This is a genomic window from Ralstonia mannitolilytica, from assembly GCF_905397375.1.
Classification (GTDB): Bacteria; Pseudomonadota; Gammaproteobacteria; order Burkholderiales; family Burkholderiaceae; genus Ralstonia; species Ralstonia mannitolilytica.
In genome coordinates, this window is the sequence record NZ_CAJPVG010000003.1 from 133,729 (window position 1) to 148,928 (window position 15,200).

14 protein-coding genes are annotated in these 15,200 nt (G+C 65.2%); 2 read left to right on the forward strand and 12 right to left on the reverse strand.

What is annotated here, in order from left to right; genetic code table 11:
* Nucleotides 1-59: 59 nt before the first annotated feature.
* The 4 genes from KHN96_RS08685 to KHN96_RS08700 form a co-directional block, all read right to left on the reverse strand.
* Nucleotides 60-1,112: an ABC transporter substrate-binding protein gene (locus KHN96_RS08685; RefSeq protein ID WP_062738538.1), complete on the reverse strand. Its 1,053-nt coding sequence runs from the start codon at nucleotides 1,110-1,112 to the stop codon at nucleotides 60-62.
* A 56-nt stretch (nucleotides 1,113-1,168) separates the two neighbouring features.
* Nucleotides 1,169-2,257, reverse strand: coding sequence for an ABC transporter ATP-binding protein (locus tag KHN96_RS08690; protein WP_045786885.1), 1,089 nt, complete (start codon nucleotides 2,255-2,257; stop codon nucleotides 1,169-1,171).
* A gap of 425 nt (nucleotides 2,258-2,682) precedes the next feature.
* Nucleotides 2,683-4,101 (reverse strand): sensor histidine kinase, encoded by a 1,419-nt coding sequence (locus KHN96_RS08695; protein ID WP_045786884.1) that lies wholly within the window; start codon nucleotides 4,099-4,101, stop codon nucleotides 2,683-2,685.
* The gene (locus tag KHN96_RS08700; RefSeq protein WP_045786883.1) at nucleotides 4,098-4,778 is read right to left on the reverse strand and encodes a response regulator; all 681 of its coding nucleotides are present in this window, start codon (nucleotides 4,776-4,778) and stop codon (nucleotides 4,098-4,100) included. The genes KHN96_RS08695 and KHN96_RS08700 overlap by 4 nt, the downstream gene beginning before the upstream one ends.
* 207 nt (nucleotides 4,779-4,985) lie before the next feature.
* Between KHN96_RS08700 and KHN96_RS08705 the strand changes: the two genes are divergently transcribed.
* A complete protein-coding gene (locus KHN96_RS08705) occupies nucleotides 4,986-6,059 on the forward strand; it encodes a porin (RefSeq protein ID WP_062738539.1) in 1,074 nt (357 codons plus the stop codon).
* Between the two features lie 79 nt (nucleotides 6,060-6,138).
* On the opposite strand, the gene KHN96_RS08710 is transcribed toward KHN96_RS08705, so the two are convergent.
* The 8 genes from KHN96_RS08710 to KHN96_RS08745 form a co-directional block, all read right to left on the reverse strand.
* A complete protein-coding gene (locus KHN96_RS08710) occupies nucleotides 6,139-6,933 on the reverse strand; it encodes an ABC transporter ATP-binding protein (protein WP_045786881.1) in 795 nt (264 codons plus the stop codon).
* A gap of 1 nt (nucleotide 6,934) precedes the next feature.
* Nucleotides 6,935-7,843, reverse strand: a complete 909-nt coding sequence (locus KHN96_RS08715; protein WP_045786880.1) for an ABC transporter permease — start codon at nucleotides 7,841-7,843, stop codon at nucleotides 6,935-6,937.
* Between the two features lie 174 nt (nucleotides 7,844-8,017).
* On the reverse strand, nucleotides 8,018-8,998 hold the full coding sequence (locus tag KHN96_RS08720; RefSeq protein ID WP_062738540.1) for an ABC transporter substrate-binding protein: 981 nt from the start codon (nucleotides 8,996-8,998) through the stop codon (nucleotides 8,018-8,020).
* Nucleotides 8,999-9,289: 291 nt separating this feature from the next.
* Nucleotides 9,290-10,087 carry a peptidylprolyl isomerase gene (locus KHN96_RS08725; protein WP_045786878.1) on the reverse strand — a complete coding sequence of 266 codons (798 nt, stop codon included), beginning with the start codon at nucleotides 10,085-10,087 and terminating at the stop codon, nucleotides 9,290-9,292.
* A gap of 23 nt (nucleotides 10,088-10,110) precedes the next feature.
* Entirely contained in the window at nucleotides 10,111-10,383 is a 273-nt protein-coding gene (locus tag KHN96_RS08730) for a BolA family protein (protein ID WP_045786877.1), read from the reverse strand.
* A complete protein-coding gene (locus KHN96_RS08735) occupies nucleotides 10,383-10,955 on the reverse strand; it encodes a septation protein A (RefSeq protein WP_062738541.1) in 573 nt (190 codons plus the stop codon). The genes KHN96_RS08730 and KHN96_RS08735 overlap by 1 nt, the downstream gene beginning before the upstream one ends.
* A 25-nt stretch (nucleotides 10,956-10,980) precedes the next feature.
* Complete coding sequence (msrB, locus tag KHN96_RS08740) at nucleotides 10,981-11,367, reverse strand: peptide-methionine (R)-S-oxide reductase MsrB (RefSeq protein WP_045786875.1); 387 nt, start codon at nucleotides 11,365-11,367, stop codon at nucleotides 10,981-10,983.
* Between the two features lie 112 nt (nucleotides 11,368-11,479).
* Nucleotides 11,480-13,063 carry a protein adenylyltransferase SelO gene (locus KHN96_RS08745; RefSeq protein WP_062738542.1) on the reverse strand — a complete coding sequence of 528 codons (1,584 nt, stop codon included), beginning with the start codon at nucleotides 13,061-13,063 and terminating at the stop codon, nucleotides 11,480-11,482.
* 331 nt (nucleotides 13,064-13,394) lie between these two features.
* On the opposite strand from KHN96_RS08745, the gene KHN96_RS08750 reads away from it, so the two are divergent.
* The gene (locus KHN96_RS08750; RefSeq protein WP_062738543.1) at nucleotides 13,395-15,026 is read left to right on the forward strand and encodes a 3-(methylthio)propionyl-CoA ligase; all 1,632 of its coding nucleotides are present in this window, start codon (nucleotides 13,395-13,397) and stop codon (nucleotides 15,024-15,026) included.
* Nucleotides 15,027-15,200: the final 174 nt, after the last annotated feature.

Sequence of the window (15,200 nt, forward strand, 5' to 3'; positions counted from 1 at the left end):
GGATGCCTCGCCAAACCTGCAGGGCATCCGCGCGGTCACTGCGTTACACCGCGATGCGGTTACTTCGACGCCCAAGAAGCGAAGCGCTGCTCCAGCTCGTCGCCGTGGTCGGTCCAGAACTGCAGGTTCTGCAGCACCGCGTTCTTGCTGTTCTCGGGCGAGTTCGGCATGTTGGCCTGCGTCTTGGCATCGAGCGCCTTGATGGCGGCCACGTTGGCCGGGCCGTACGCGATGTGCTTGGCGTATTCCTGCTGCGGCTTCTGCGACAGCGTGTAGGCGATGTACTGCTCGGCCAGCGCCTTGTTGGGCGAGCCCTTCGGGATGGCCCAGTAGTCGAGGTCGTAGATGCTGCCGTTCCACACCACCTTGAGGTTCTTGCCTTCGCGTTGCGCGGCATCGATGCGGCCGTTGAAGGCGGTGGACATCACCACGTCACCCGCCACCAGGAACTGCGGCGGCTGTGCGCCGGCTTCCCACCACTGGATGTACGGCTTGAGCTGATCGAGCTTCTTGAACGCGCGGTGCTGGCCATCCTTGGTGGCCAGCACCTTGTAGACATCCTTGACCGGCACGCCGTCGGCCATCAGCGCGAATTCCAGGTTGTAGCGCGCGCCCTTGCGCATGCCACGCTTGCCCGGGAAGGTCTTCACGTCCCAGAAATCGGCCCAGCCCTTGGGGGCGGTCTTGAGCTTGTCGGCGTTGTAGGCCAGCGCGGTGGACCACACGAAGAAGCCCACGCCGCAGGTTTGCGGTGCTTCCGGGATCAGGTCGGTCTTCTTGGCGATCTTGCTCCAGTCGAGCTTCTCGAACAGGCCTTCGTCACAGCCGCGGCCGATGTCGCCGGATTCGACTTCCACTACGTCCCAGTTGACGTGCTTGGCTTCGACCATGGCCTTGATCTTGGCCTGCTCGCCGTTGTACTCGACCACGGTGACCTTGTTGCCGGTCTGCGCCTCGAACGGCTTGTTGAAGGCGGCCTTCTGCGCATCGCCGTTGGCACCGCCAAAGTTGACGACGGTGAGTTCCGCCGCATGGGCGCCCGACTGCGCACCGAATGCAATGGCGAACGCGCCGGCAAGTACGCTCAGACGCGTCTTCGTGATGTGTTTCATGTTGGCTCCTCTTTTGGCTTTAGCGTGTGGATACGGCTTTGTGGTCGTGTTACGGCTCAGACAAAAACGCGCAGGTGTTCAGGCGCGAACTCGAGCTGGATCGGCGCGCCGGGCGTAAAGCCTTCGAGCGCGCGCGTGCCCAGCGGCACCTTGACGAAGCATTCGGGTTGGTCTGGCAGGGCGCAGCGCATGCGCACGTGGTCGCCAAAGTAGACGAGGCCGCGCGTCTGCCCGGTGATCGCGTTGCCGGCGGCGGAGGTGCCCTCGGCCAGCCGCATGCGCTCGGGGCGGATGCAGCCCGTGGCCGTGGCCCCGACGTTGGCGCCGGCCACGTTGCGGCCGACCACGCGGGCGCCGTCGTTGAGTTGCAGTTCGCAGTACTCGCCGTCAACGCGGATGACGGTGCCGCGCAGCGTGTTGCTGTCGCCGATGAAGTTGGCGACGAACTCGTTGCAGGGGCGCTCGTAGAGGCTGTCCACCGTGTCGAGCTGCTGCACGATGCCCTTGTCGAACACGGCGACGCGGTCGGACATGGTGAGCGCCTCGCCCTGGTCGTGCGTCACGTAGACGAAGGTCACGCCCAGCTTTTCGTGCAGCGATTTCAACTCGTACTGCATGTGTTCACGCAGTTGCTTGTCGAGCGCGCCCAGCGGTTCGTCCATCAGCACGAGCTTGGGCTCGAACACCAGCGCGCGGGCCAGTGCAATGCGCTGCTGCTGGCCGCCCGAGAGCTGCGCGGGGTAGCGCTTGGCAAAGCCTTCCATGCGGACCATCTGCAGGGCCTTGTGCACGCGCTCGGCACGTTCGGCGGCGGGCAGCTTGCGCACGGTCAGCGGGTATTCCACGTTCTGCGCCACTGTCATGTGCGGAAACAGCGCGTAGTTCTGGAACACCATGCCGATGTTGCGCTTGTGCGGCGGCACGTTGTTCAGCAGCGCGCCTTCGAGGCGGATCTCGCCGCTGGTCGGGAATTCGAACCCGGCCAGCATCATCAGGCACGTGGTCTTGCCCGAGCCGGACGGACCGAGCAGGGTGAGGAACTCGCCCTGGTAGATGTCCAGGTCCAGGTGCTTGACCACGAGGGTCTCGCCGTCATACGTCTTGCGTACACCGCGAAAGCTGACGATCACGTCGTCGGTCTTCATTGCTGCTCCTCCGTCAACCGGTCGTGTTGTGACGATTTGTGAATGGACTATAGCGGCTCATGGTTTTATCAAGTGGACCCAATTCTGGCTATTTGATGGAGCCAATTTATGCGAGCTGAGCACCGCCCCAGTGAGCGCGGTACGCGTGGGCACCACAATAGGGAAAACCCCCGATGCCTTGCTCTAGCAGGCATCGCAGCCGATCAGCCTGGGGCACGCGCGCCGGCTCCTGGTCGCTGGCAATCTGTGGCGAACCGGCGGGCGTAACAGCGTCCGGATGGAACCAATTTGGCCGGAACAGGCCCGCGCGCCGTCTGCCTGGAAATGGTGCGCCGCGTCGTCACGCAAACGGTGCACGGGTGATCGGCGGACGGGGCACGGTGCAGTTGCCGATGTTGTCTTGCAGCAACCGCTGGCGTGTCGGATCAGGACGCCGCTTCGTCCGCAGGGGCGAGCGCCAGGCAGACGGTGACGGTCAGCCCGCCGCCAGGCGTGTCGGACAGCGCGACCGTGCCGCCATGCATGCGGGCGATCTCGCGCACGATGGCGAGGCCCAGGCCGCTGCCTTCGTGGCCCGCTGCCGCGGCTCCGCGGTAAAAGCGGCCGAACACCGCGTCACGTTCGAGCACGGCAATGCCGGGGCCGTCGTCTTCGACCTGGAGCACCCCCTGCTCGCCAAACGTCGCCATGGCGCGCCGGCTGACGCGCACAGTCACGCGTGAGCCATGGCCGGCGTAGCGCAGGGCGTTGTCAAGCAGGTTGCCGACCAGCTCCTGCAGCCATTGCGGGTCGCCAGCCACGATCACGGGCTCGCCTTCGAAGCCGAGATCGATACCAGCCTTGCGGGCCACGGGCGCGAGTTCGAGTGCAACGTCGCCGGCCAGCGCATCGAAGCGCAGCGGTTGCAACTGCGGTGTGTAGCCGCTGTCGGGCTCCAGGCGCGAGAGCGACAGCAGCTGCTGGACGCCCTTGGCTGCTTCGCGGACCGTGCCGTGCAGCGGTTGCAGATGGCGGCGGATGCGCTCGCCGTCGGGCTCGCGCAGGGCCAGTTCCGACTGCGCCTGGATCACGGCCAGCGGCGTCTTCAGTTGATGTGCGGCGTCGGCAAAGAAGCGCTTGCGGGCCTGCACCATGCGCAGCAGGCGCGCCACGTACTGATTGATGGCTTCGACGAGCGGCGCGACCTCTGCTGGCAGGCCTTGCTGCGGTAGCGGTGCAAGCTCATCGGTGCCGCGGCTGGCCACGGTTTCGCTCAACTGGCGCAGCGGCCGCAGGCCGCGCCGCACGCCCAGCCAGACGATGCCCACGGCCAGCACCACCAGCAGCACTTCCTGCTGCAATGAACCCGCCAGGATCTCGTGCGCCAGCGCCTCGCGCGGCTCCAGCGTTTCACCCACCAGCAGCCAGATGACCTGCGTTTGGCCCGACTGCGCATCGCGCACCGGCAGCGGTTGCACGGCCATGCGCACCTGCATGCCGCGAAACTGCGTGTCGTAGAACAGCGTGCGATAGGGCGTGGCGCGCTGCCCGCCGGGCATGGGCAGATCGTCGTAGCCGGTGAGCGTGCTGCCGCCGGCATCGACGATCCGGTAGAAGATGCTGCTGCCGGTTTCCGATTCGAGAATGTCCAGCGCGAGGTAGGGCAGGTCGATGGCGAATTGCTTGTTGCGCAGTCGCACGCCTTCGCGCATGGCCTTGAGCGAGGCCTCGAGCGTGCGGTCGAACGCGGCGTTGGCGGCTGTCATGGCGCGCGTGTAAGTCAGCCACGCATCGAGCGCGAGCAACCCCAGCAGCGGCAGCAGCAGCCAGAACGAAAGCTGCCGGCGCAGGCTCGACGGGTTCATGGGGCGGCGCCTTCCGTGGCTTCCAGCAGATACCCTAGGCCGCGCAGCATGACGATGGCGACGCCGCTGCCATCGAGCTTCTTGCGCAGGCGGTGCACATAGATCTCGATGGCGTCGGCGTTGACGGATTCGTTGATGCTGAAGATCTTTTCCGAGATGGCGGCCTTGTTGACGGCGCGACCGTCGCGCAGCATCAGGACTTCCAGCACGGCGCGCTCGCGGCCGGTGAGGGCGAGCAGTTCGCCATGGAGCGTGAAGGCGCCGCTGATGCCGTCGTAGTGCAGCGGGCCGCATTGCAGCTGCGTGCTTTCGTGGCCGTGGCTGCGTCGGATGAGCGCCCGGGCGCGGGCTTCGACTTCGGTCAGGTCGAACGGTTTCGCAAGGTAATCGTCAGCCCCGAGGTTGAGGCCGCGCACGCGCTCTTCCACGGCGCCATGTGCGGTCAGGATCATCACCGGCAGCGGGTTCTTGCGGGCGCGCAGGCGGCGCAGCACTTCCAGTCCGTCCAGGCGGGGCAGACCAATGTCGAGAATGGCCAGCGCGTAGTCCTGCGTGGAGAGCAGCAAGTCCGCCGCGTGGCCGTCATGCACGCAATCGACCGTGAAGCCGGCCTGGCCGAGGGCTTCTTCCAGCGTGCTGGCCAGCTTCAGGTTGTCTTCCACCAACAGGATGCGCATATCGGGACGTCTCTCAATCAGCCGCAGAGGAATACAGACATCGCCGCATGTTTTGAAGCTAGGGAAACCCCCGAGAACGCCGCGACACAGCCCCGCAATTTCCCGTCAATCGAAAGTGAACTGAAAGTGCATCCCTCATACGATCCGTCCCGCCCAACGGCCCTGTGACTGGGCCTTTGCGCAAGGACAACGAATAAGGGAGACCCGATGAACAAGACTTCGATGGCGCTGGCCGTGGTGGCGCTCGCCACCGCGACGACGGCTGGCACGGCCGCCGCACAATCCTCCAACGTGACCCTGTACGGGATCATGGATTCGGGCATCGAGTATGTGAACCACGCCGGTCCGAACGGCGGCAGCGCCACGCGCCTCGTCTCGGGCGGCAAGAACACATCGCGCTGGGGCATGCGCGGCACCGAAGACCTGGGCGGCGGCCTGAAGGCCGTGTTCAACCTGGAAAGCGGCATCGCCATCGACACCGGCAAGCTCGACACCGACAACACGCTGTTCGACCGCCGCGCGGTGGTGGGGCTGGCGGGCGGCTTCGGCCAGGTGGTCGCCGGTCGCACCTTCACCACGACGTACGACTTCATGCTGCCGTACGACCCGATGGGCTATGCGCCGAACTATTCGTGGGCCACATCGTCCACGGCAACGGGTGACCGCAAGGACGGCCTGTTCTCGCGCGCTTCCAACGCCGTGCGTTATGACGGCACGTTTGCCGGCCTGAAGCTCGGTGCCACCGTGGGCTTTGGCGAGGCAGCGGGCAACTTCAAGAGCAGCTCCAAGTACGACCTGGGCGTTGGCTACAGCGTGGGCGGCTTCTCGGCAGCCGTCACGTGGGATCGCCAGAACGGCGCAGGCACCAGCACCACGCCGGCAGACACGACTGATTACATCCAGGGCATTCACGCCGGCGCCAGCTACGACTTCGGCGCACTGAAGCTGTTCGCGGGCTACCGCAATTACAAGCGCGCGTTCACCACGGCCACCGCCAGCCTGCGCAGCGACATGTATTGGGCGGGTGCCAGCTACGACGTGACGCCGGCCTTCACGCTGTACGGCGCGGTGTACAAGCAGAACATCAAGGACGGCACGGATGCCGATCCGATCCTGTTCTCCGTGCGCGGCCAGTACGCGCTGTCCAAGCGCACGACGGCGTATCTGTCTGCCGGTTATGCCAAGGCCAAGAACGGCCAGAACGTGAGCCTGTCGCGCGACGTGGTGGGTTATGGCAACAACCAGGTCGGCGTGACGATGGGCCTGCAGCACCGCTTCTGATCGACGGCAGGCGCATCCAAGGAAAACGGGCACCCGAAGGTGCCCGTTTTTCATGGTGCGTTGAAACGCTGCGTGCGGCTTAGCCGAGGAGCAGGGCGTCGTCGTCCACCTTGGCGCCGCGCGTTTCCTCGAACTTCTGCAGCAGGTGCGGCACGTCCAGGCCACGGCGTTCCTCGCCTTGCACGTCGAGGATCACGTTGCCCTGGTGCAGCATCACCGTGCGGTCGCCGTAGTCGAGCGCCTGGCGCATGGAGTGCGTCACCATCATCGTCGTCAGCTTGCTCTCCGAGACGATCTTGGCGGTCAGCTCCAGCACGAAGGCGGCCGTTTTCGGGTCGAGCGCGGCAGTGTGCTCATCCAGCAGCAGGATGCGCGACGGCTGCAGCGAGGCCATCAGCAGGCTCACCGCCTGGCGCTGACCGCCCGAGAGCAGACCGATGCGGTCGGTCAGGCGGTTCTCGAGGCCGAGGTCGAGCCGGCGCAGCTGCTCGCGGAAGATCTCGCGCCACTTGCGATTGGTCGCAAACCTGAAGCCGCGACGCTGGCCGCGGCACATGGCCAGCGACATGTTCTCTTCGATCGTCAGGTTTTCGCAGGTGCCGGCCATCGGGTCCTGGAACACGCGGGCGACCTTGTCGGCGCGCTGCCATGCGGTCTTGCGCGTGACGTCTTCACCGTCGATCGTGATGCGGCCCGAGTCGACCATCTGGTCGCCGCTGATGGAGTTCAGGAACGTCGACTTGCCGGCCCCGTTGGAGCCGATCACGGCGACGAACTGGCCCGCCGGAATGTCCAGCGACAGACCGCGCAGCGCGCGCGTCTCGATGGGCGTGCCGGGGTTGAAGGTGAGGGTGAGTCCTTGTGCGCTCAGCATGTCAGTTCCCCTTGGTACCGTTCTTGGCCAGCTTGCCGAACACCTTGCGGCGCACACCGGGAAGCACGAGCGCGATCACCACCAGCGCGGCGGTCACCATGTTCAGGTCCTGCGCCTGCAGGCCGATGAAATCACTGTTGAGCGCCAGCGCGATGAAGAAGCGATACAGGATCGCACCCACCACCACGGCCAGCGTGGTCAGCACCAGGCGGCGTGCCGGGAGCACGGTCTCGCCGATGATGACGGCGGCCAGGCCGATCACGATCGTGCCGATCCCCATGGAGACATCGGCGCCGCCCTGCGTCTGCGCATACAGCGCGCCTGCAAGCGCCACGAGGGCGTTGGAAATGGCCATGCCCGCCAGCGTGGCCGCCCCGGTGGCGACACCCTGCGCGCGCGCCATGCGCGGGTTGGCGCCGGTCGCGCGCAGCGACAGGCCGATCTGCGTGGAGAAGAACCAGTCCACCAGCAGCTTGACGATCACCACGACCACGCCCAGCAGCACCGGGCGGAACACATAGTCGGGCATCCATTCGGGCTGCAGCAGCGAGAACACGGTCGGCTCGGAGATGAGCGGCACGTTTGGCTTGCCCATGATGCGCAGGTTGACCGAGTACAGCGCGATCATCATCAGGATGCTGGCGAGCAGATCCATGATCTTCAGGCGCACGTTGAGCCAGCCCGTGATGAACCCCGCCACGGCGCCGGCCAGCGTGCCGCCCAGCGTCGCCATGAACGGATCGTGTCCGCCGGCGATGAGGGTGGCCGCCACCGCGCCGCCCATCGGGAAGCTGCCGTCAACGGTGAGGTCGGGGAAATTGAGGATGCGGAAGGAGATCAGCACCCCGAGCGCCACGAGGCTGAAGATCAGACCGATCTCCAGGGCGCCGAGCAATGAAAACAGTGACATGGCAGAGGTGGGCGCGGTGGTTGGGTACCGGCCTGTAGGCAATGAACGGGGACGCTTGAGGGTAAAGCGCAGGCGCCCGAGCTTGATGCGGCGGATAGCCGCGTTCGGGCTCGGGCTGCCAGACCCGCGCCGGGACGGCTCCCTCGGGCGGAAGCCGACCCCGGCGCCTGCGCGTTACTTGATGACTTCCTTGGCGTCCTTCAGCAGGTCGGCCGTCAGCGTCGCGCCTTGCTGCTTCGCCGCCTTTTCGTTCACGAACAGTTCCAGGTCGGAGCTGCCGGCCGAGGCGATCGCGCCCGGCTTTTCGCCCTTCAGGATGCGCGCGACAACCTTGCCGGTCTGCTGCCCGAGCTTGTAGTAGTTGATGCCCAGCGCTGCGATGGCGCCGCGCTTGACGCTGTCGGTATCGCCGGCCACCAGCGGGATCTTCGCTTCGTTGGCCACCTTCACCAGCGACTCATACGCCGACACCACGTTGTTGTCGGTGTTCGTGTAGATCACGTCGACCTTGCCGATCAGGTTCTTGGCCGCGGGGGCGATGTCCACGGTGCGCGGCGCAGCCGATTCCACCAGCGTCATGCCTTGCGCCAACAGCAGCTTCTTCAGCTCGGTGACCACCACGACCGAGTTGGCCTCGCCCGGGTTGTAGACCATGCCCACGCGCTTGGCATTCGGCACCACGCGCTTGATCAGGGCAATCTGCTTGTCCAGCGGCAGCTTGTCGGACACGCCCGTCACGTTGGTGCCCGACGGCTCCCAGCTCTTCACCAGTTGTGCGGCCACCGGGTCCGTCACGCCCGAATAGACCACCGGGATGGTCTTCGTGGCAGCCACGACAGCCTGCGCCGACGGCGTGGCGATGGCGATGATGGCGTCCGGCTTGTCGCCGATGAACTTGCGGGCGATCTGCGCGGCGGTGGCGGTGCTGCCTTGCGCGCTCTGGTATTCCCACTTCAGGTTCTTGCCGGCGTCGAAGCCTTCGGCCTTGAGCTGCTCCTTGGCGCCGTCGCGGATGGCGTCGAGCGCCGGGTGCTCAACGATGGCGAGCACTTCGACCGTCTTGGTGGCCTGGGCCAGTGCCGGTGCGGCTTGCAGAAGCGCCATCGGGATGACGGCAAGCGCGGCAAGGCGGAAGGCGTGCTTGAGGCTGGACATAAGGATCTCCTGTTTCCTTTTGGGTGGTTTCGCTCTGGTGCAGGGCGGGATAGGCCCGTGCTGGCGCGGTTGGTCTTTCAAAGACTATTGACTCTTGAATGCACCGAAGCAGTGCAATGCCGGCGCATGTGGGCGCACATTATCCGGCAAATCGCCATGCTTTTCAGCAAACACTTCAAAAGAACATGGGGGGTGTCGGCGGGGGAGGACGGCGTGCAGCGCAGGCAGCGCCGCATCAAATCAAAAAGGGGCACGCGGCCCCCTTTTCTGATTGCCCCAACGGGCCGCTGCTTACTGGATCTTTGCCTTGTCGCGCAGGTCCTTGAGCATGGCCTGGAACTTGGTGCGTTGCCAGTTCTGGTCGCCCATCATCATCTCGAGCAGTTGCGGCTTGATCTCCTCGAACGACGGGATCTTGGCGTCGCGCGTGTCGTCCAGACGGATCACGTGCCAGCCGAACTGCGTCTTGACCGGCGTCTGGGTGATCTCACCCTTCTTCAGCGCCGTCAGGGCCGCCGAGAACTCCGGCACGTAGGTGCCCGGGTTCGCCCAGTCCAGGTCGCCGCCGTTGGCGCCCGATCCCTTGTCCTTCGATTGGGCCTTGGCGATGTCTTCAAACTTGGCGCCGGCCTTCAGCTTGGCGATGATGGCCTTCGCGTCGGCTTCCTTGTCCACGAGGATGTGGTGCGCGTGGTATTCCTTGCCGTTGCCGAATTGCGACTTGATCTTGTCGTATTGCTTGCGCAGTTCTTCCTCGGTGGCGGGGCTGTTCTTGACGTAGTCTTCGAACTCGGCTGCCACCAGCACGTTCAGTCGCGCCTGCGTCAGTTGTTCCTGCACGTCCTCGCGCTGCAGCAGGCCCCGCTTGAGCGCATCCTGCTCGAGCAGTTCGCGGTCAATCAGCATCTCGCGGGCGCGGTTGCGCAGCTCCGGCGATTCGGGCTGGCCCGACTTCTTGATCAGCGCGTCCACCTTGGCGCTCGGGATGGCTTTGCCGTTGACCACGGCGGCGTTCTGGGCCATGGCGGGAACAACGGTCGCGGCAAGGGCAACAGCCAGCAGGCTGGCGGTGAGGCTGGAAATCTTCATGGGATTGCGTTCGAGGGAAGGACTCAGACGTTTTCTTCGGGTGTGACCGCACGGATCGCCAAGGCATGGATGGCGGCCGGCCACAGCGTGCGCAGCGCATCATACACCATGCGATGGCGGGCAACGCGGCTCTTGCCGGCAAAGGCCTGGCTGACGATATCGACGTTGTAGTGCCCGCCGCCGGAAGCCGCGCCGGCATGGCCTGCGTGCCTGGCGCTGTCGTCTTCAACGACGAGGTGGATGGGCTGGAAGGCCTCGCGCAGGAGGCGTTCGATTTCGCGTGGATCGGCAGCCATCAGCGGTCGTCCCGGATGTTGGAATCGTTGGCCGCGCCGGCCGGGCGTTCCTGCATGTGGCGCGCCAGCCAGACGCTCTGTACGAGGATGAAGACCACCATCAGGCCCATCGAACCGAACAGCTTGAAATTGACCCAGACGTCGGTGTCGAAGTTGTAGGCCACGTACAGGTTCAGGCAACCCATGGCGAGGAAGAACAGCGCCCAGACCAGGTTCAGCCGGCCCCACATCGCCTCGGGCAGCGAGACCTGCTGCTCCATCATGGCGCGGATGAGGTTCTTGCGGACGAACACCGCGCTGCCCAGCAGAACGACGCCAAACAGCCAGTACAGCACCGTCGGCTTCCATTTGATGAAGGTGTCGTTGTGGAAGACGAGCGTTGCACCGCCAAACACGCCAATGATGAGCAGCGACAGCCACTGCATGGCGTCGACCTTGCGGTGCCTGAACCACACCCACGCGATCTGCAGGACGGTGGCGACCATCGCGACGGTGGTCGCCACATAAATGCCGGCCACCTTGAAGGCAGCAAAAAAGAGGATGACCGGGAACAGATCGAACAGGAATTTCATGCAGGACGCACTTGCGGCGGAAAGATCAAGCCTTGAAGTTTAGCGCAGCCGAGTTGATGCAATACCGCAGGCCGGTCGGCGCAGGGCCGTCCTCGAACACATGGCCCAGGTGCGCGCCGCAGTTCTTGCACTGCACCTCGATGCGCACCATGCCGTGCGAGTAATCGGTCTTCTCGGCGATCACCTCGCCGTTGATGGGCTGGAAATAGCTCGGCCAGCCGCAGCCGGCGTCGAACTTGGTCGACGATTCAAAGAGCGGCGTGCCGCAGCACACGCAGTTGTAGACCCCGCGGTCCCAGTGGTTCCAGTACTTGCCGGTGAAGGGGCGTTCGGTGGCGGCTTCGCGGGTGACGCGGTATTCGATGTCGGAGAGCTGGTCGCGCCATTCGGCGTCGGTCTTCTTGACGGTCATGGTGATGAGACTCCTGGTTGGTATTGCCGGCGGCCTCGTGGGCGGCCGGTGTGCGTTTGTCGTGCGCGGGCGGCGATCCTGACAGGCGCGGATTAGAGCATGGCCTCGCGCATCACGACGAGCAGCTCACCTCCAGCGACGAGGCCCAGTCCGGCGCCGGCTGCGCGTAGTGCTCGAACCCGGGATGCTCGTCGAACGGCCGGGCCAGCACGGCGCGCAGGTTCTCGACTTCGGAGAAATCCCTCTCCTTGGCGCGGCGGATGGCGATCTCGGCCAGGTGGTTGCGCAGCACGTATTTCGGGTTGACGCGGCGCATGGCGGCCGCGCGCTCGTCGTCGGATTGCGGCTCGGCCTGCAGGCGCTGTCGATAGGCCGCCAGCCACACGTCGGCGGCCGCGCGGTCGAAGAAATAGTCGCGCACGGTGCGCGCTTCGGCGGTGGCCGGCGTGTCGTCACGGCGCACCTGAGCAAGGTGGCGGAAGAACAGCGTGTAGTCGGTGCGCTGGTTGTGCAGCAGTTTGAAGAGGTCGCCGAAGAGCGTTTCGTCTTCGTCGTGCGCGGTCGTCAGGCCGAGCTTGGCGCGATAGCGCGCGTAGAACGCGGCGCTATAGACGTCGCGATAGGTCAGCAGCACGTTCTGCGCTGCATCGATGGCGGGCTGGGCCTGCGCTTCATCGGTCAAGTCGACGAAACGGGCGGGATCGTCGCCGAACAGCGGCAGCAGCGCCTGGGCGAGGCAGAAGAGGTTCCAGTAGCCGATCTGCGGCTGCTGGGCGTAGGCGTAGCGGCCGCCGGTGTCGGAGTGGTTGCAGATGTGGTTGGCGTTGAAGCCGTCCAGGAAGCCGAACGGGCCGTAATCGAGCGTGAGGCCGAGGATCGACATGTTGTCGGTGTTCATCACGCCGTGGCAGAAGCCGACGGCCTGCCAGTCGGCCATGAGTTCAGCGGTGCGGCGGGCGACTTCGCGCAGCAGCGCGAGGTAGGGCTGGGGCTCGGCGCGGCAGGTGCGGTAGAAGCGGTCGATGACGTAATCGGCGAGGGCGCGCAGCTGGGGCAGTTGCTCGCTGGCGGCAAAGTGCTCGAAGTGGCCGAAGCGCACGAACGACGGCGCCAGGCGCGTCACGACGGCGGCGGTCTCGATCTCTTCGCGGCGCACGGGGGCGTCGGTGCCCGTTACACACAAGGCGCGTGTGGTCGGGATGCCGAGGCCGGCCATGGCTTCAGAGCAAAGAAATTCGCGGATGGACGAGCGCAGCACGGCGCGCCCGTCGCCCATGCGCGAATACGGCGTGCGGCCGGCGCCCTTGAGTTGCACTTCGCACGGGCCGTCCGCGGTTTGCAGTTCGGCCAGCAGCAGCGCGCGGCCATCCCCCAATTGGCCGGCCCACACGCCGAACTGGTGACCCGAATAGACGGTGGCGAGCGGATCGCTCCACGCGGCGACGGCGTTGCCGCTGAAGACGGCCAGCCCGGCCGGCGTATCCAGCGCCTCGCGGGTAAGGCCCAGGGGCGCCGCGGCCTCGGGGGAAAAACCCACGAGGTAGGGCGCCCACGTTGCCGGCATGGGCATAGGCGGCAAGCGCGTCAGGAAACGCTCGCCCAGCGCGGAGAAGCCGGGGGCTGCCGCGGGCCGGCCGGGCCAGTCGAAGGCGCTCGCAAGGGAATCGTCAGGCAGAACGGCAGGGGAGGCGGACATAGGGCGGGGATCGATTAGCACAGGAGACGGCGCAAAAACAGTGCCGAATGGTCAAATCCTGGGCCTGTTGAAGTGCGGAAAAAGGCGCTCAGCGTAGGGGAAAACGCCATGTTGAGACGCAGCAACGCTATCGCGTATTGTACTTGCCAGTAAAGAAAGCTGCAGCCTGCGAAGCCTTGCACTACAACGGTTCGCAGAGTTTTTCAGATGGCCGGGTAAACATGGGGGCCGATGTGGCAGCGCACAACAATATCCCGTTGACGCGCTAGACGATCACGGGAACAATCGGCCAAAAAATAGAACGGTTGTTCAGTTTTTTCTAGGAGACACCATGGCCCTGATGGGACAAATGATGAGCACCCCTTTGCTCATCTCGACCATCATCGAACATGCAGCGCGCAATTCCGGTTCGACTGAAGTCGTGTCGCGCCGTGTCGAGGGCGATATCCATCGCACCACGTACCGGCAAGTGCGAGACCGTTCCAAGCAACTGGCAAATGCGCTGGCCGCGCTGGGCGTGCAGCCTGGCGAGCGCATCGGCACGCTGGCCTGGAACGGCTACCGTCACCTTGAAATCTATTACGGCGTGTCTGGCTCGGGGTCGGTGTGCCACACCATCAACCCGCGGCTGTTTCCGGACCAGATCGCCTACATCATCAACCACGCAGACGACCAGTACGTCTTCTTCGACCTGACCTTCGTGCCGCTGGTCGAAGGCCTCGCACCGCATTGCCCGAACGTCAAAGGCTGGGTGGCGATGACCGATCGCGCCCACATGCCGGCGTCGTCCAGCGTGCCCATGCTCTGCTACGAAGAGCTGCTCGATGCGCAGAGCGCCGACTACACCTGGCCGCAGTTCGACGAGAACACCGCGTCCAGCCTCTGCTACACGTCGGGCACGACGGGCAACCCCAAGGGAGCGCTGTATTCGCATCGCTCCACGGTGCTGCATTCGTATGCGTCGGCCATGCCCGATGCGCTGGGGTGCTCGGCGCAGGACGTGATCCTGCCGGTGGTGCCGATGTTCCACGTCAATGCATGGGGACTGCCGTATTCGGTGCCGCTGGTGGGCGCCAAGCTGGTCTTTCCGGGGCCGAAGCTGGACGGCGCCTCGCTGTACGACCTCTTCGAGCAGGAGAAGGTGACCTTCTCCGCAGGCGTGCCGACGGTGTGGCTCGGCCTGCTGCAGCACGTGCAGGCGAACAACCTGAAGTTCTCGACCTTCCGCAAGACGGTGATCGGCGGATCGGCCGCGCCGCCGGCCATGATCCGCACGCTCAAGGCGCTGGGCGTGGAGACGATCCACGCGTGGGGCATGACCGAGATGTCGCCGCTAGGCACCACGTGCAAGCTGATGAGCAAGCATGCCGACCTGCCCGATGAGGCCAAGCAGCAGGTGCTGGAGCGCCAGGGCCGCGCCATCTACGGCGTCGAGATGAAGATCGTCGATGCCGAGGGCCGCGAGCTGCCGTGGGACGGCAAGGCCTTCGGCGATCTCTATGTCCGTGGCCCGTGGACGATCCAGAGCTACTACCGCAACGACGTGTCGCCGCTCGTGGACGGCTGGTTCCCGACCGGCGACGTCGCCAACATCGACGCCGACGGCTACATGCAGATCACCGATCGCAGCAAGGACGTGATCAAGTCCGGCGGCGAGTGGATCTCGTCCATCGATGTGGAGAACGTAGCCGCTGCCCACCCCGCCGTACACATGGCGGCGTGCATTGCCTGTCATCACCCGAAGTGGGACGAGCGCCCGCTGCTGGTGGTGATGAAGAAGCCCGGCGTCGAGCTCACGCGGGAAGACATGCTGAAGTTCTTCGAGGGCAAGGTCGCGAAGTGGTGGATTCCGGACGACGTGGTGTTCGTCACCGAGATCCCGCTGACGGCCACCGGCAAGATGCAGAAACTCAAGCTGCGCGAGCAGTTCAAGGACTACCAGCTCCCGGCCGCGCAGGCGTAGGACCGACACACAACAAACAGAAACCGCCGCCCGTGCACCGGCACCCTGCCGGGCAACGAGGACGGCGGACGCAAGACAACCGGATCAGGGCCGGCCGCCGCGCGTTCGCGATGACGATGCAGCGGGATGAAGCCCGGACGCGTTGCAACCTGGAGACGCAAGCAGCCGCATGTC